We start from the raw sequence: 16,379 nt of genomic DNA, 5'->3' as shown, positions 1-16,379 counted from the left end.
GGGTCAGCCTCTTTCGTGGGAAGGGGTGGCGGCGGCGAGGGCCGCTCGGCCGAGGGCGAGCAGGACGATGTCGTCCTGCGGGGTGTGCACGCGGCTGCAGAGCACGTCGCGCAGGTGGCGCTGGAGCGGGTGGTGGTGGGTGAGTCCGTGGTTGCCGACCAGGGCGACGGCCTGCTGCACGGCGTCGATCGCGGCCCGGGTGCCGAGCAGCTTGGCGCCGGCCGACTCCTCCGCCGCCCCGGGCTCGTCGGCGTCGACGGCGGCGGCGAGGGCGCCGACGAGGCGTTCGGCCCCGGAGAGGGCGATGTCGATCTCGCCGACGGCGCTCTGGAAGCGCGGCAGGGTGGCGAGCGGGGCGCCGAGCGCGGTGGGGATGCGCTCGTGCAGGAAGCCGGTGAGCCAGTGCTGGGCGGCGCGGGCGACGCCCAGGTAGAGGGCGGTGAGGCCGAGGGAGTTCCAGGCGCCGCCGGTCGCGTCGCGCCCGCCGTCCGCGCCGGGTACGGCGAGGTGCGTGGTGCGGTCCAGCGGCACGGGTACGGCGTCGAGGAGCACGTCGTCGCTGCGGCTGGCGCGCAGGCCGAGGTGGTCCCAGGTGGGCAGCACGGTGAGGCCGGGGCTGTCGGAGCGGACGAGGAACGAGCCGACGCGCGGCTCGGGTTCGTCGGTGCGCGCCCAGACGAGCATCCAGCGCAGCGCGACGGCGCCGGTGGAGAAGATTTTGCGGCCGGTCAGCTCCCAGTGGTCGCCGCGCCGGTGGGCGACGGTGGCGGGCAGGCCGCCGCGGACGGGCGTGCCGAGTTCCGGTTCCACCCGCAGCGCGTTGACCAGCACCGGCCGTTCGGCCGACTCGTGGAGCAGGTCGGTGAGCGCCGACGGGGGCCAGTGCGGGGCGCGGGCCTCGGCGGCGTGCGTGAAGAGGGTCATCGCGGTGACCAGCGCCACCGCCGGATCGCCCTCGCCCAGGGCGCGCAGGATGCGGGCGGTGTCGGCGAGGCCGCGGCCGGGGCCGCCGTGGCGCCGGGCCACGGTGGCGGTCAGCAGCCCTGCCCCGTGGACGAGTTCGACGCCCTCGTACGGGAAGGTGGCGTGCCGGTCGTGGTCGGCGGCGCGGGCGGCGAGCGCCGCGGTGAGCTCGGGCAGCCGGTCGAGGTCGGGCGGGGCGAGTGCGGGCGGGGGTGGTGCGAGGGCGTTCACGGGGTGTTCTCCAGGACGGGCGGCGGCGGTCGGTGCGGCAGCAGTACGGGCGCGTGGCGGACGGTGACGGGTGGCGGTTCGCCGTCGGCCCAGCGTTCGATCTCGACGAGCGCGTGCTGGCCGGTGCAGCCCTGCGAGAGGCGTGAGCTGGGCTCGTCCGCGGTCAGCACGTTGGGGTTGCCGTGCGCGCAGAGCGGCGGTTCGGTGCCGGGCACGGGGTCGAACCAGGCGCCGGTGGGCAGCCGGACGACGCCGGGGCGCAGCCGGTCGGTGAGCCGGGCGCCGGCGAGGCAGGCGCCGCGGTCGTTGAAGACGCGGACGAGGTCGCCGTCGGCGATCGACCGGGCGGCGGCGTCGGCCGGGTGCAGTTCGACGGCCTCCCGGTCGGCCACCTTGTCGGCCAGGCTCGGTGCGCCGACGTCGAGTTGGCTGTGCAGCCGGGTGGCGGGCTGGTTGGCGACGAGCAGCAGCGGGTGGCGTTCGGCGGCGCGGGTGCCGAGCCGTTCGGGCGGGTCGAGCCAGGTGGGGTGGCCGGGGCAGTCGGGCAGGCCGAGGGCCGCGACGGTGGCGGAGTGGAGCTCGATCCGGCCGCTGGGAGTGGCGAGCGGGTGGCCGGCCGGGTCGGCCCGGAACGCCTCGAACAACGTGCGCTCCTGGGCCTGTTCGGGCAGCTGCCACTCCCCCGCGGCCCAGAGCTCGGCGAACGGCGGCGGGTCGCCCGCGCCTTCGGCGCGCAGGCTGTCGGCCCATCCGCCGTAGAGGTGTTCGAGCCATTCGCGCGGGCTGCGGCCCTCGGTGAACTCCTCGGCGAAGCCGAGGCGTTCGGCGAGGCCGGCGAGCACGGCGTGGTCGTCGCGGGCCTCGCCGAACGGGGCCACGGCGCGGTGCATGGCGATCAGGTGGGTGTCGCGGCGGCCGCCGCCGAGGTCCTCGCGTTCGAGGGCGGTGGTGACGGGCAGCACGATGTCGGCGTGGCGGGCGGTGGCCGTCCAGTGCGGCTCGTGCACGACGACGGTGTCGGGGCGGGCGAAGGCGCGGCGCAGCCGTCCGAGGTCCTGGTGGTGGTGGAAGGGGTTGCCGCCGGCCCAGTGGACGAGCCTGATGTCGGGGTAGGTGCGGCGGGTGCCGTCGTAGTCGTACGTCTCGCCGGGGTGCAGCAGCAGGTCGGCGATGCGTGCGCAGGGGATGAACTCGTCGACGGGGTTGGGGCCCTGGGGCAGGAAGGGCAGGCGCAGCGCGGGGCCGGTGTCGCCGACGTCGCCCATGGAGCCGTAGCCGTGGCCGAAGCCTCCGCCGGGCAGGCCGATCTGGCCGAGGGCGGCGGCGAGGGCGATGGCGGCCCAGACGGGCTGTTCGCCGTACCGGGCCCGCTGGAGCGACCAGGTGACGGTGACCAGGGTGCGGGTGGCGGCCATCCGGCGGGCGAGGGTGCGGATGCGGTCGGCGTCGAGTCCGCAGATCGGGGCGGCCCAGTCGGCGCTCTTGGGGGTGCCGTCGGTGCTGCCGTCGAGGTAGGCGGCGAGGGTGTCCCAGCCGGTGGTGCAGCGGTCGAGGAAGGCGCGGTCGTGCAGGCCCTCGGTGAGCAGGGTGTGGGTGAGGGCGAGCATGAGGGCGGTGTCGGTGCCGGGGGCGACGGGGTGCCAGTCGGTGGCGGGGCCGTCGGGCAGGTCGTCGCGGAGAGGGCTGACGAGTGCCACCTCCACCCCGGCGGCGGCGAGTTCGGCGAGGTGGCCGGGGGTGCCGTGGCGGGTGACCCCGCCCGGCGTGACGTGCACGTTCTTGGCGGGGATGCCGCCGAAGGCGACGATGAGCCGGGTGTGCCGGGTGATGACCGGCCAGGAGGTGGAGGCGCGGAGCACCGTCTCGGCGTCGCCGACGACGTGCGGCAGCAGCACGAGCGAGGTGCCGAGGCTGTAGGAGTTGCGGGAGCCCGTGTAGCCGCCGAACTGCGCCAGGAACCGATGCAGTTGGCTCTGCGCGTGGTGGAACCGCCCGGCGCTGGCCCAGCCGTAGGAGCCGCCGAAGACGGCCTGCGGGCCGTGTTCGGCGCGGACGCGGGCGAGTTCGGCGGCGACCAGGTCGAGTGCGGTGTCCCAGTCGACCTCGACGAAGGGCTCGTCGCCGCGCCGCGCGGACGGCCCGGGCCCGTGCTCCAGCCAGCCGGCCCGGACGGCCGGGCGGGCGACCCGGGTCGGGTGGCGGAGCGACCCGGGCACGCCGGCGAGCAGTGGCGACGGCGAGGGGTCGGCGGGGTGGGGCTCGACCGTGAGCGCGCCGCCGGGCCGGGTGCGGACCCGGAAGGCGCCCCAGTGCGAGGTCGTGGGCGTGGTCACGGCCGGCCGGCCCCGACCAGCGCGTCCGTGTCCGCGCTCTGCTCGCGCACCAGGCGGACGAGCGCCCCGTAGTCGCGGGCGTCCTCCAGCGGGCTGAAGCCGCGGATCAGCAGGGTGGAGACGCCGAGCGCGGTGTAGTCGAGCAGCGACTCGGCGACCTGCTCGTAACTGCCGACGAGTGCCGTGGAGTTGCCTGCGGCGCCGGTGGCCTTGGCGATGGCCGTCCAGAGCCGCTTGTCGTGCACCTCCGCCTGGTCGGCGTAGTCCAGCAGCCGCTGCGAGCCCTGCTGGGCGGAGTGGTCGAGGTTGAACTGCTTCCGGAGGTCGCCGACCCGCTCCCGGGTGAGCCGCAGGATCTCGGCGGCCCGCTGCCAGGCCTCGGCCTCGGTGGCGGCGGGGATCGGCCGCAGGCTCACGCTGAAACGCGGGTCGCGGCCGTGGGGTGCGGCGGCGGTGCGCACCTGCCGGATACGGTCGGCGATGCCGGCGAGCGGCTCGCCCCAGAAGGCGTACACGTCGGCGTGCCGGCCGCCGACCCGGACGGCGTCGTCGGAGGCGCCGCCGAAGTAGACGGGGATCGGCTCCGCCGGGCGGACGCCGGAGAGGGCGCCGCGCACGGTGTAGAACTCGCCCTCGTGGTCGAAGGGTTCGGCGGACTCCCAGGTGCGGCGGACGATCTGCAGGAACTCGTCCGTACGCCGGTAGCGGGTGGGCTTGTCGGTGAGGTCGCCGTCGCGGGCCTGGTCGGCGTCGTCGCCGCCGGTGATCACGTGCAGGGCGACGCGGCCGGGGTGGAAGGCGTCGAGGGTGGCGAACTTGCGGGCCGCCAGCGTCGGGGCGACGAAGCCGGGGCGGTGCGCGAGCAGCACGCCCAGCCGCTCGGTGTGCGTGAGCACCTGGTCGGCGACGGTGAAGCCGTCCGGGCTGGCGGAGGTGTGCGCCACCAGCACCCGGTCGAAGCCGGCCTCCTCGTGGGCGGTGGCGAGCGCCTTCAGGTAGCCGGGCTGGATGACGGCGCCGCTCGGCGCTCCGGACTCGCTCTGCGTGGAGACGGCGTCGGCCGCGCCGGAGGCGTTGCCCGTCTCGCTGACGGGCTGGGTGGCGGTGATGCCGATGAACTCGACGGACACGGGGGCGCTCCTGGGATCGGTGCAGCTGAGCGGGGAGGGGTTCGGGGCGGCGGCGCGGACGGGCCGGCCTGCGGGGTCAGCGGGCGGCGGGCCGGGAGAGGCGGGCCCGCCAGTGCGGTGCGTGGTCGCAGGCCACGGCCCGGTCGGCACCGGCCGGCTGCACGGCGGGACGGCCGGTGCAGGCGGCGTCCGCGAACGGGCAGCGGTGCGCGAAGGCGCAGCCGGAGGCCGCCGGCGGCCGGGCCGCCGGGGTGCGCAGCAGCGCGAGGTCGGCACGGTGGGCCCGGTCGAGGCTGGGCGCGGAGGCGGTGAGCAGCGCGGTGTACGGGTGGTGCGGGTCGGTCAGCACGGCCTCCGCCGGTCCGTGCTCGACGAGGCGGCCGCGGTAGAGGACGGCGATGCGGTCGGCGATGCCCGCGAGCGAGTCGAGGTCGTGGGAGATGACGACGACGGCGAGGCCGAGCTCCCGGCGGAGGGTGTCGAGCAGCCGCAGCACGTGGTTGCGGTTGGAGGCGTCCAGGGCGCTGACGGGTTCGTCGGCGATGAGCAGCCGGGGGCGGGTGACGATGGCCCGAGCGAGGGCGACGCGCTGGCGCTGGCCTCCGGAGAGCCGGCCGGGGGTGCGGTCGGCGAGTGCCCGGTCGAGGCCGACCCGGTCCAGTGCCTCCAGCACGCGGGGTTCGCGTTCCTCCCGCGCGACCCGGGCGACGGCGAGGGGTTCGCCGACGAGTCGGCGCACGGTCAGGTCGGGGTCGAGGGAGCGCAGCGGGTCCTGGAACATGTACTGGACGGCGCCGCCGCGCCGCGTCAGGCGCAGGGCACGGCCCCGCAGCGCGGTGCGGTCCTCGCCGTCGACGGTGATGCGGCCCGCGGTGACGGGGGCGAGGCCCACGACGGCCCGGGCGAGGGTGGTCTTGCCGGAGCCGGTCTCGCCGATCACGCCGAGGATCTCGCCGGCCCGGGCGTCGAGGTCGATCCCGTCGAGGACGAGGGGCCCGCCGGGGTGGCGGACGTCGAGGCCGCGGATCCGCAGCAGCGGTGCGCCGGGCGCGACGGCCAGGGGGGCTGCGGCGCGGAGCTCGGTGGTGACGGTCATGCGGGCACCTCCGTACGGTCGGTGGATCGGGCTCCCTGCAGGGCGAGTTCGTCGGCGCGCAGGCAGCGCACGGCGCGGGTGCCGTCGGCGGCACTGTGCACGGCGGTGAGCGGCACCGGGGCCGCGGTGCACGCGTCGGTGGCGTACGTGCAGCGGTCGGCGAAGCGGCATCCGGCGCCCGCGGTGCCGGGCTCGGGCGGGCGGCCGGGGATGACCGCGAGCTCGCGCCGGTGCCGGTCGCCGAGCGAGGCGACCCGCAGCAGCGCCTCGGTGTAGGGGTGGGCCGGGGCGGCGATGACCTCGGCGGTGGGGCCGTCCTCGACGATCTCGCCGGCGTAGAGGACGAGGAGGCGGTCGGTCACCTCGGCGACGACGGCGAGGTCGTGGGTGACGAGCAGCAGGGCGAGGCCCCGGTCGCGGCGCAGCCGGTCGAGGAGGTCGAGGACCTCGGCCTGGACGACGGTGTCGAGGGCGGTGGTGGCCTCGTCGGCGACGAGGAGTTCGGGCTCGCCGGAGACCGCGATCGCGATGAGGACGCGCTGCAGCATGCCGCCGGACAGCTCGTGCGGGAAGCGGTCGTGGACGCTCTCGGGGTCGTGCAGGCCGACCGCGGCGAACAGCGCGACCGCACGGCGGCGGGCCTCGGCCCGGGAGAGGCCGAGCCGCAGCCGCAGCGGCTCGGCGAGCTGCCGGCCGACGGTGAGCGACGGGTTGAGGTAGGAGCCGGGGTCCTGGAAGACGGCGCCGAGCCGGTCGCCGCGGACGCGCTGCCAGCCGCGCTCGCCGAGCGTGGTGAGCTCGGTGCCGCCGAGGGTGATCCGGCCGGCCGAGACCGCGGTGCCGGGCGCCGGGAGGCCCAGCACGGAACGGCAGGTCAGGGTCTTGCCGCTGCCGGACTCCCCGACGAGGCCGACGGCCTCGCCCGCGCGGACGGCGAAGGAGACGTCGCGGACGGCCTCGGTGCGGCCGTGGCCGACGGTGATGTGGAGGCCCTCGACGGCGAGCACGGGCTGGTCAGGCGTGGGCATCGGCCTTCTCCTTCGCTGCTCCGGTGGCGCTGTTGCCGGGAGCGGTGGCGCCGGGAGTGATCGCTGCGGGGTTGTCGGCCGTGGCCGCGGTGCCGGGGTGCCGGACGTCGGCCGGGTCGGCGTCGCGGACGGCGTCGGCGAGCAGGTTGAGCGCGCCGACGGTGAGCATGATCAGTGCGGCGGGCAGGGCGGGCGCCCAGGGCTGCTGGGCGAGGAAGCCCAGGTCGCTGGCGAGCATGCCGCCCCAGGTCGGTGCGGGCGGCTGGACGCCGATGCCGAGGAAGGTCAGCGAGGCGACGGTGAGCAGCGCCGTGGCGAGGGCGTGGGCGGTGGTGACGGCGACGGTCGGCAGCACCTTGCGCCAGATGTGGGTGCGCAGGATGCGGGCCCGGGTGGCGCCCATCAGCTCCGCGGCCTCCACGTACTGGGCGCGGTCGAGGCCGAGTGAGGCGGCCCGGGTGACGCGGAAGAACAGCGGGGCGAGGAGCACTCCGAGGGCCAGCATCGCCTGGTGCAGGCCGTTGCCGAGAATGCCGACGGCGGCGATCGCGAACAGGGTGAACGGCAGTGTCATCAGGGCGTCGACGGCGCGCAGCGACACCCAGGTGAGCGCGGGTGCCAGGCGGACGGAGACGATGCCGGGCACGACGCCCAGGAGCATCGCCGCGCCGACCGCCTCGACCGCGGCGAGCACGGAGAGGCCGGTGCCGGAGAGCAGTCGGCTGAGGACGTCGCGGCCGAGGTAGTCGGTGCCGAGCAGGTGGCCGCCGCCCGGGCCCTGCAGCACGTGCGCGACGTCCTGGGCGAGCGGGTCGAACGGGGCGACCGCCCCGCCGAGGACGGCGAGCAGGGCGATGAGGACGAGCACGGCGAGGGCGACGCGGGCGACGGGCTGCCGGAGGACGGCGCGGGTGGCACTCACGGTCGTACCTCCGTGCGGGCGGCAGGGCGGCGGGCGGCGGGGTTGAGGGCGAACAGGCCGGCGTCGACGGCGAGGTTGGCGGCGAGCACGACGGCGACGGTGACGAGCAGGGTGCCCTGGATGACCGGCACGTCGTGCTGTTCCGCCGCCCGCAGGGAGAGTTGGGCGATGCCGGGCAGGTTGAAGATCCGCTCCGTGACGACGGCCCCGCCGATGAGCATCGGCACGCTCATGCCGAGCACGGTGACGGCCGGTCCGGCCGCGTTGCGCAGCACGTGGCCGAAGAGGACGCGGCGCCGGGAGAGGCCGCGCATGACGGCGCCGGTGGCGTAGTTCTCGCGGAGGGCGCCGACGAGCGAGGTGCGCAGCTGCCGGGCGATGCCGGCTGCGGCGTCCAGGCTGAGGGCCAGCGCCGGCAGCAGGGCGAACTGCAGCCACTGGCCCGGGTCCTGGCCGAACGGCACGTACCCGCCGGAGGGCAGCAGGCCGAGCTGGACGGAGACCAGGGTGATCAGGCCGATGGCGATGACGAAGGCGGGCAGGGTGCCGAGCAGGGTGCAGACGGCGGTGACCGCCCGGTCGGTGCGGCCGCCGTTGCTGAGGGCGGCCGCGATGCCGGCCGCCGAGCCGAGCAGTACGGCGAACACCAGGGCCAGGCCGGCGATGGAGAGGTCGACGGGCAGCGCGGCGGCGATGCTGTCGGAGACCGGCACGGTGGTGAACCAGGAGCGGCCGAGGTCGCCGCCGAGGGCGTGCGTCAGCCAGCTGCCGTACTGCGCGGCGAGCGACCGGTCGAGGCCGAACTCGTGGTCGAGGCGGGCGATGTCGGCGGGGGTGGCGGTCTCGCCGAGGACGGCGGCCGCCGGATTGGCGTCGGAGACCGCGCCGAGGCCGAAGGTGAGCACGGAGGAGAGCAGGAAGACGGTGGCGGTGCCGGCCAGCACCCGGCCGGCCGAACGGGGCGCCCGCGCGGCCCGCCGGGCGAGCCTCCCGGCCGCCGTCCACCGGGCGGCCGGGAGGGAGGCGACCGCGGCGCTCATGACGCGGTCACTCCTTCGAAGCGCTGCACCACGGTGAACTCGGGGATCTTCGAGATGGAGCGGCGGCGGGCGAGCAGCCGGGGCACGCTGTAGAGGAAGACGTTGGGCATGGTGCGCACGGCCAGGGCCGTGGCGGCCTGCAGCACCTTCGGGTAGTCGGGCGAGTCGAGGGGGGTGCGGGAGACCTTCTCGACGGCGGCCTTCAGGTCGGGCGGGGTGGTGCGGCCGGGGTTCATCAGGCCCTGCTCGCCGAAGAGCACCTGGAAGGCCTGGGCGGCGGAGTCGCGGCCGGCGAACTGGTCGGTGAACAGCGCCTTGGAGTGCTGGATGTAGATGATCTGGGTGGCCTGCGCGGCCGGGACGACCTCGATGGTGGCGCGGATGCCGACGGCCTTGAGCTGGGCCTGGATCTGCTCGGGCAGGCCCTGCGCGGCGGAGGTCGTGATGGTGAGGTCGATCCCGTCGGCGTGGCCGGCGCGGGCGAGCAACTCCTTGGCCTTGGCGGGGTCGTACGCGAAGAGGTCCTCCGAGCCGGGGTCGTGTCCGACGTAACCCTTCGGGAAGGGCTGGTAGTTGACCTCGCCGTAGCCGAAGAGCTGGGTCTTGACGAGGGCTTCGCGGTCGATGGCGTACTTGACCGCGGCGACGACGTCGGGGTTGTCGAACGGCGCCTTGGCGGTGTTGACGTCGAGCACGGCGACCACCAGCGACGGGATGACCTGCACCTCCAGGCCGGCGGCCTTGGCGGCGGCGACCTGGCTGCCGGGGATCTGCGCGACGTCGAACTGCCCGGACTGCAGGCCGCCGACGACGGTGGCCGCGTCGGGCAGCGGGTACACCTCGAAGTTCTCGACCTTGATGGCGGCGGCGTCCCAGTAGACGGGGTTGCGGCGCAGCACGGCCTTGGTGTTGAGGGTGTAGGAGGTGAGGGTGAAGGGTCCGGCGCCGGCGGGCTTGGTGGCGATGCCGGCGGCGTCGGCCTCGAAGGCCTTCGGGTTGACGACGAGTCCGGTCTTGCCCGCCAGGAGGTTGGGCAACTGGTAGTCGGGCTGGGTCAGTTGGAGCACGACGGTGGTGGCGTCCGGCGCGGACACCTCCTTCACGTGCACGAGCTGCGGGGCGACCAGCGACTTGGCGGCGGTGCGGCCGCGGTCGAGGCTCTTCTTGACGGCGGCGGCGTCGAGCGGGGTGCCGTCGCTGAAGGTGAGGCCGGCGCGGAGCTTGAAGGTGACCGAGGTGCCGTCGGGGCTGTACGTCCAGCCGGTGGCGAGGGCGGGCACCGCGGTGCCCTTCTCGTCGAGCTTGGTGAGACCGGCGTAGACGAGCGACAGCACGTGGACGTCCCAGCCGGCCGAGGAGAACACCGGGTCCCACGAAGTGGGCAGCGCCCAGCCCCACTTGAGCGTTCCCGAGGTGCCTCCGGCACCGGTGGCGACCGTGCCGGCGCTGCCGCAGGCGGCGAGCGCGAGCGCAGCCCCGGCGCCCAGGCCGAGGCCGAGGAAGGAGCGTCTGGCGAGGTTCGGTGCGGTCTCGGGAAGTCGGTTCATGAGCGTGCGTCACCTTTCGCGGGCACACCGGGGAGGCCCGGGGCAGGCCTCCGCTCCGGGGCACGGGGGCCACGGGCAGGGGTCTGGGCACGGGCGTCGGCGGGCACCGACGGTTCTGGGCCGAGTCTGGGGAGGCGGCGGCCGGCGCAGGCCTGCTCAGAGCAGGGTGCGGTGAACGGCCGGGCCGGGAATTTCGGCCGACGGGGCCCGGCGCTCAGAGGCGCGGCGAGGCGGGTCGGCGGGTGCGGCGGGCAAGGAGGCCGCCGGGGAGAGCAGGGCGCTCAGCGACAGAGGTCGCTGCTGGTGCGCCGGAAGTCCACGTAGCGGCACACCACGTTGGGGTGTGTGGAGAGCATGCGCTCATCCTGGCCAGTGCGGGGCCCGACTGTCAATGGACACCAATTGGTGTCTCATTGGGCGGTACGGCCGCCCCGCACCGCCCCGATCCACCGACTGCGAACGGTCCTTGCTGCTCAGAGGCGTACGGACACGCGACGCCCCGCGGGCCGCGGCACCGCGCGGAGCACCCGCGCCGCACCGGGCACCGGCGCCGCGCGGCCGGTCCCGCACGGAGGCCGGGACCGTACGTGCGGACGGTCGTTCCCCACGGACGGTCGTTCCCCACGGGCGGTCAGCCCCGCACCGGCGACGGGTCACGGCCGGCGAGCAGCAGCGAGCCGGCTGCCTCCCCCGGGTGCAGGTACAGCGGGCCGTTGGCGGTGGGCACCTCGACGGCACCGCTCGGCCGGGCCCCGCCACCCCCGGGCAGGTCCTGCACCGTCAGGCTGCGGTACCGGTCGAGGAGTTCCCCGGCGGACGGCACGGACGGCTCCGGCACGGCGGCGCGCAGCCCCGGACACACCGCCTCGGCCGCCGCCAGGTACGCCGGGAGCGGTCGCCAACCGGGCACCGCCCGGCGGCCCGCGGGACCGTGGAACACCAGCGTCGGCAGCGCGTACCGGTGGCCGTCCTCGGTCTCCTTCGCCGCCCCCGGGTGCGGGCCGTCCGCCCGCAGCCCGACGACCTCGGGCACCGGGCGGCGGGTCTCGGCGCGGTCCCGGGCGATCCGGGCACGCGCGGCGGGGCCGTCGGCGTCGGCGCACAGCCGGTCGAGGTCGAGCCCGGGTACGCCCCGCAGCGCGGCCCGCACCCGGGCCGGCGTGTCGGCGGGCTCGCCGAGCACGAACACCGTCTCGCGCAGCCGACGCAGCACCCGTTCCGCGACCTGCTCCCCCTGGAGTTCGGCGGCGGCCGCGGCGAGCGAGGACGGCACGCTGCTCGCCGCCACCCAGCGCAGCTCCGCGGCGCGCGGGGCGCCGGTGTGGGTGGCGATGCCGTCGAGCCGGGCGGCGTACCAGGCCGTCTCGGCGGCGGGATCGGGAGCCGGGTCGTCCTCGTCCTCGAAGAGGAGGCCGAAGACGCGGCGGTGCCGGGCGCGGCCCGCCAGCGCGCGGCGCAGCCGGCGCAGCACGGGTTCGGAGCCCCACGCCCACGGACAGAGCGGGTCGGTGTACTCGACGACTTCCAGGGCCTCGCCGGCCGCGGCAGGGCCGGCAGGCACGGCGGGAGCCGGAGGCGCGGCGGGCCCAGGCGGCGCGGCGGGCCCGGCGGTCCCCTCGTGCGGCCCGCTCACACCGGCTCCCCCACCCGGGGGCGGCCGGCGGCCGGGCCGGTGGCGTGCACCAGTCCGGCGACCGTGGTGTCGGCGAGAATCGCCCGGGCGTGCTCCTCGACGGTGCGCCAGACGGCGGGCAGCGCGTCGGCGGGGCCCGGGTAGTCGAGGCCGCCGAGCGGCTCGCCCCTGAGGGTGATGACCTCGCCGTCCACGGCCTGCACCACGTCGAGCAGGGTGATCTGGTCGGCGGCACGCCCGAGCCAGTAGCCACCCTCGCAGCCGCGCTGGCTGCGCACCAGCCCGGCCCGGCGCAGGTCGCCGACGACGGACTTCAGGAACCGGAACGGAATGCCCTGGGAGGAGGCGATGGCCTCGCACGTGAGCGGACGCGCTGCGTCGCAGGCGAGTTCCACCAGCGCGCGGGCGGCGTAGTCCGCCTTCGCGGAAATATGCATGTGCACGAGTATCCACTGCGCGGCGCCGTCTTCAAGCCCCTTCCCGGCGTGGCGGGTTGGCACGCCGGCCGAAAGGACACCTCTTGACATCCTTTCGGTCGCCCGCCTAGCGTCCACCGTACGTCGGCCGCCGCGCCCGACCGGCGGCCGCGGCACGCCCACGGCCCCGGGGCGCCCTGCAGCGCGCGCCCGTACGCCCTCCGCCAGCCTCGCCCCCGCACCGGGAGACCGCCATGTCCACAGCCTCCAGCCACCCCGCACCGGCCGCCGGCCCGGCGGGCGCGGCCTGCACCGAGGCCGGCACCGGCTTCCACCCGCACCTGCCCGGCGAGGGCGCCGCGGCGTCCGGCGGGCTGCGCGCCCGGCTGCACCACATCCGCGCGGACGCACTGGACGGCGACACCGCACAGACCGGCGGCATGCGCCGGTTCGCCGCGATCAGCGGCGGCACGGTCGGCTCGGAGAAGCTCTGGATGGGCCAGACCCACGTCGCCCCCTCCACCGCCTCCTCCGACCACCACCACGGCGATTCCGAGACGGCGATCCACGTGGTCAGCGGGCACCCGGAGTTCGTCTTCGTCGACGACTCCTCCGGCGAACCGGTCGAGGTGCGGCTGCGCACCGGCCCGGGCGACTACATCTTCGTGCCGCCCTTCGTGCCGCACCGCGAGGAGAACCCCGACCCCGCCGAGGAGGCCGTGGTGGTGATCGCCCGCAGCACGCAGGAGGCGATCGTGGTCAACCTGCCCGGCCTGTACCCGCCCGCGGCAGGCTGACCCGCCCCCGCCCGTCCCTGGGCCTGCGGACCCGCGAACCCGCAGGTCCGCAGCCCCGCAGGTCCACGGGTCTGCAGGTTCGCAGGTCCGCAGGTCGGCGGCACGGTCAGACGAAGCGCCAGAGGTGGTCGCGGGTGCCGTTGTCGTCCCACTGCACGATCTGGGCGCCCTGCGCGGTGGACGCGCCGGTGACGCCGAGCACCTTGCCGCTGTTGAGGTTCTCGATCCGGAAGTACCCGTCGGCGCCGTAGCGCAGCCGCCACAGGTGGTCGCGGGTGCCGTTGTCGTCCCACTGCAGCACGCGGGCCCCGGCGGCGGTCGACGCCCCTTCGACCCCGAGCACCTTGGCGCTGTTGAGGTTGCGCAGCCTGAACGCGCCGTCGGCGTCGCGCACCGCCTCCCAGAGGTGGTCGGCGGTGCCGTTGTCGCCCCACTGCACGGCGAGGCCGCCGGCCGCCGTCGACATGCCGGAAACGCCCAGCAGCAGTCCGCTGTTGAGGTTCTGGATGCGCCGCTGCCCGTTCGGCACGAACCACCAGTCGTGTCCGGCGGTGCCGTCGTCGGTGTCCTGCACCACCTTGGCGCCGGCCGCCGTCGAGGCACCGAGCACGGCCAGCACCTTGCCGCTGCCGCCGTTGCGGAGGCGGTGCCGTCCGCCGCCCCCGTCGACCGGGGTCCACAGGTGGTCGGCGGTGCCGGTGTCGCCCCACTGGAGGGCGTCGGCGTCGTCGGCGGTGGACATGTCCCTGATGCCGAGCACCTTGCCGCTGTTGCCGTTGCGCAGCTTGAGGGCGGTGCCGGAGACGACGAGCTGCCAGTCGTGGTCGGCGGTGCCGCTGTCGTTCCACTGCAGGGCCTGGCCGCCGTCGGCGGTCGACATGTCCTTGATGCCGAGCACCAGGCCGCTGGTGGCGTTGACGAGTCGGAAGCCCGACGTGCCGGCGCGGCCGTCGGCGTTCCAGTAGACGCTGTAGTTCTGGTGGTGGTTGTCGTAGAACGGCACGAGGTTCACGGTCGCGCCGTCGGCCGTCGCGGTGAACGTCAGCGGCGTGCCGGCCGCCTTGACCGAGCCCGAGGTGAGCACCGGCAGCCGTCCCGCGAGGTTGGTCGTGCCGTACGCACCACTCAGCACCACGGGCCCGTAGGTGAGGGCCTGCACGTACGGGTCGTCGTTGGCCGCGCGCACGCCCAGGCTCATCGGCAGCCGCACGGTGACGGTGTCGCCGGAGGCCCAGGTGCGCGTGACGGCGGCGTAACTGCCGGGTGTGGTGGCGATGTTCTGCACGGTGCCGTTGACGCTGACGGTGGCGCCGGTGGTCCAGCCGGGGATGCGGATCCGCATCGTCCAGCTGCCGGCGGTGCCGGTGACGGTGAGCGTGCTGGTGTCCGACGCGGGGAACGTCGTGGCCTGGGTGACGGTGACGCCGCGGGCCGCCCAGGTGAGCGTGGAGGCGATGAAGAGGTTGACGTGGAGCGAGGAGTCGTCGGAGAAGTAGATCGAGTCCATCAGCTTGGTCTGGGTCTCCAGACCGGTGCCCTGGCAGCAGGTGAAGGTGTCGTAGTCGCGGCTGTAGAACCGCTGCCCGCCCGGCACGGTGGGGGTGAAGTAGCAGACGTGGCCGTGCGCGTCGGCCGGGTCCTGCTGGCCGAGCAGCTGGTTCGTCAGCGCGTTCTCGTAGTAGTCGGCGTACGCCACCCGGCCGGGGTCGAGGGCGAAGAGCTCGCGGGTGAGCTTGAGCATGTTGTACGTGTTGCAGCTCTCGCACGTGTTGTCGGTCAGGAACCGGGCGACGGCGTTCGGCGGCTGGAAGAACTCGCCGACGCTGTTGCCGCCGAAGGCGTACGTGTGGGCGCCGGTGACGATGTCCCAGAAGTTGACGGCGATGTCGCGGTAGCGGGTGGTGCCGGTGGCCTTGTACTCGCGGACGGCGCCGACGATCTTCGGGATCTGGGTGTTGGCGTGCAGGCCGGAGAGTTCGTCGGCGCGGGCGGCCAGCGGGTCGATCACCGCGGCGTGGTCGAAGCGCTGTGCGACGGCGAGCCACCGGGCGTCGCCGGTGTACTGGTACAGGTCCGTGAGCACGGCGTTCATGCCGCCGAACTCGGTGCGCATGGTGGTCTGCATCTGCGCGTAGGTCAGCCGGCCGGTGCGGAAGTCGACCCATCCGGCCAGCCGGAGCAGCACGTCGCGGGCCTGGGTGCTGCCGGTCAGCCGCCACACGTCGAGCAGGCCGGCCAGCGTCTTGTGGATGCAGTAGTACGGCACGCCCTTGCGGGTGCCGGTCTCCACGGTGTCGAAGTCGGACTCCGGAAAGCCCGACAGGTAGCCGGAGTTGAACCCGGCCGCCGCGGCCTGACACTTCGCCAGCTCGGCCACCATGTAGGCGGCCTTGTCACGGAAGGCGGTCTCCCCGGTGACGGCGTACGCCTGTGCGAGCCCGCTGAGGAAGTGGCCCTGGCTGTGCGTGCGGAACTCGAAGGTGGGGGCCTCCCAGCCGTAGCACTGCTCCGCCCCCAGGGTGGAGAGCCGGTGGTTGAGGCGGAAGTTGTAGAGCAGCCGGTCGGCGTTGACGAAGCGCAGGTAGGCGAGGGTGCGGTTCATGTTGTCGCGCCAGCGTCCGGCGCCCAGTTGGACCTGGCCCAGCTCGAACGGCCGGACGACGGCGCCGATGTCGGTGCGGACCTGCGGTAGGACGGTGACGGCGGCCGCAGCCGCAGCCGCGGCGTCGGGTGCTGCGGCGGGTGCAACGGCTGGTGCTGCGGCAGGTGTTGCGGCGGCGGCCGTGAACGGGGTGGCGCCGGCCAGGGCGGTCCCCCCGGCGGCGGCGAGGAAGAGCCTGCGGTTGATCTCGGACATGGTGCCGGGACATCCCTTCGACGGGGGAACCTGGCGACGCGCGGGTGTCGGGGCGGGTGCGCGATCGCGGTCCGGGGATGGTGGAGCCGGTGCCCGCGCGGCGCGCCGCTCGGAGCGGCGCCGGGGTCATCGGCGCTCTGGATTGTTAGCGCTCACAGATTGAGTGTCAAGACATCCGGCAGAGTCGCGGTCCACCCCGACCCGCTTGAGCAGGAGACCGGCAGGCGAGGCGGGCCCAGCGCCCACCCGCCCGCAACGGGACGGGGACTGCCGATCGAGGCCACCCCCGCCCGATCCGCGGACACTCCCAAGCCGCGCTTCTTTCGGGCGCCTTGGCGCGACCAGGGCTTCCGGCGCGACCCGGAAACACGGCCGCGCACGCATAT

Annotated in this window: 12 protein-coding genes; 1 reads left to right on the top strand and 11 read right to left on the bottom strand. The window is 75.1% G+C overall.

The annotated features are described in order from the left end of the window. Positions 1–3 precede the first annotated feature (3 nt). From OG335_RS37365 to OG335_RS37320, 10 genes are all read right to left on the bottom strand, one after another. A complete protein-coding gene (locus OG335_RS37365) occupies positions 4–1,194 on the bottom strand; it encodes an acyl-CoA dehydrogenase family protein (RefSeq protein ID WP_405009424.1) in 1,191 nt (396 codons plus the stop codon). Further along, positions 1,191–3,527 carry a molybdopterin-dependent oxidoreductase gene (locus OG335_RS37360; RefSeq protein WP_405009425.1) on the bottom strand — a complete coding sequence of 779 codons (2,337 nt, stop codon included), beginning with the start codon at positions 3,525–3,527 and terminating at the stop codon, positions 1,191–1,193. The genes OG335_RS37365 and OG335_RS37360 overlap by 4 nt, the downstream gene beginning before the upstream one ends. Then, entirely contained in the window at positions 3,524–4,657 is a 1,134-nt protein-coding gene (locus tag OG335_RS37355) for an LLM class flavin-dependent oxidoreductase (RefSeq protein ID WP_405009426.1), read from the bottom strand. The genes OG335_RS37360 and OG335_RS37355 overlap by 4 nt, the downstream gene beginning before the upstream one ends. Before the next feature lie 76 nt (positions 4,658–4,733). Continuing rightward, a complete protein-coding gene (locus OG335_RS37350) occupies positions 4,734–5,753 on the bottom strand; it encodes an ABC transporter ATP-binding protein (protein ID WP_405009427.1) in 1,020 nt (339 codons plus the stop codon). Next, positions 5,750–6,781, bottom strand: coding sequence for an ABC transporter ATP-binding protein (locus OG335_RS37345; protein ID WP_405009428.1), 1,032 nt, complete (start codon positions 6,779–6,781; stop codon positions 5,750–5,752). Before OG335_RS37345 ends, OG335_RS37350 begins: the two co-directional genes overlap by 4 nt. Then, positions 6,768–7,703, bottom strand: a complete 936-nt coding sequence (locus OG335_RS37340) for an ABC transporter permease (protein ID WP_405009429.1) — start codon at positions 7,701–7,703, stop codon at positions 6,768–6,770. The genes OG335_RS37345 and OG335_RS37340 overlap by 14 nt, the downstream gene beginning before the upstream one ends. Beyond that, on the bottom strand, positions 7,700–8,743 hold the full coding sequence (locus OG335_RS37335; RefSeq protein ID WP_405009430.1) for an ABC transporter permease: 1,044 nt from the start codon (positions 8,741–8,743) through the stop codon (positions 7,700–7,702). The genes OG335_RS37340 and OG335_RS37335 overlap by 4 nt, the downstream gene beginning before the upstream one ends. Beyond that, positions 8,740–10,290 carry an ABC transporter substrate-binding protein gene (locus tag OG335_RS37330; protein WP_405009431.1) on the bottom strand — a complete coding sequence of 517 codons (1,551 nt, stop codon included), beginning with the start codon at positions 10,288–10,290 and terminating at the stop codon, positions 8,740–8,742. The genes OG335_RS37335 and OG335_RS37330 overlap by 4 nt, the downstream gene beginning before the upstream one ends. Positions 10,291–10,921: 631 nt before the next feature. Continuing rightward, the gene (locus tag OG335_RS37325) at positions 10,922–11,851 is read right to left on the bottom strand and encodes a DsbA family protein (protein WP_405009432.1); all 930 of its coding nucleotides are present in this window, start codon (positions 11,849–11,851) and stop codon (positions 10,922–10,924) included. Positions 11,852–11,919: 68 nt separating this feature from the next. Further along, positions 11,920–12,360 (bottom strand): RrF2 family transcriptional regulator, encoded by a 441-nt coding sequence (locus OG335_RS37320; RefSeq protein ID WP_405009433.1) that lies wholly within the window; start codon positions 12,358–12,360, stop codon positions 11,920–11,922. A 233-nt stretch (positions 12,361–12,593) separates the two neighbouring features. On the opposite strand from OG335_RS37320, the gene OG335_RS37315 reads away from it, so the two are divergent. After that, positions 12,594–13,136, top strand: a complete 543-nt coding sequence (locus OG335_RS37315; RefSeq protein ID WP_405009434.1) for a cupin domain-containing protein — start codon at positions 12,594–12,596, stop codon at positions 13,134–13,136. A 106-nt stretch (positions 13,137–13,242) separates the two neighbouring features. Here OG335_RS37315 and OG335_RS37310 read toward each other — a convergent pair whose 3' ends face one another. Further along, positions 13,243–15,993 carry a beta-L-arabinofuranosidase domain-containing protein gene (locus OG335_RS37310; protein WP_405009435.1) on the bottom strand — a complete coding sequence of 917 codons (2,751 nt, stop codon included), beginning with the start codon at positions 15,991–15,993 and terminating at the stop codon, positions 13,243–13,245. Between the last annotated feature and the right edge of the window lie 386 nt (positions 15,994–16,379).

Origin of the sequence: Kitasatospora sp. NBC_01539 (assembly GCF_045040525.1) — a bacterium.
Lineage (GTDB): Bacteria > Actinomycetota > Actinomycetes > Streptomycetales > Streptomycetaceae > Kitasatospora.
Note: the sequence above shows the minus strand (reverse complement) of the source record. Positions and strands in the feature narration are given on the sequence as shown.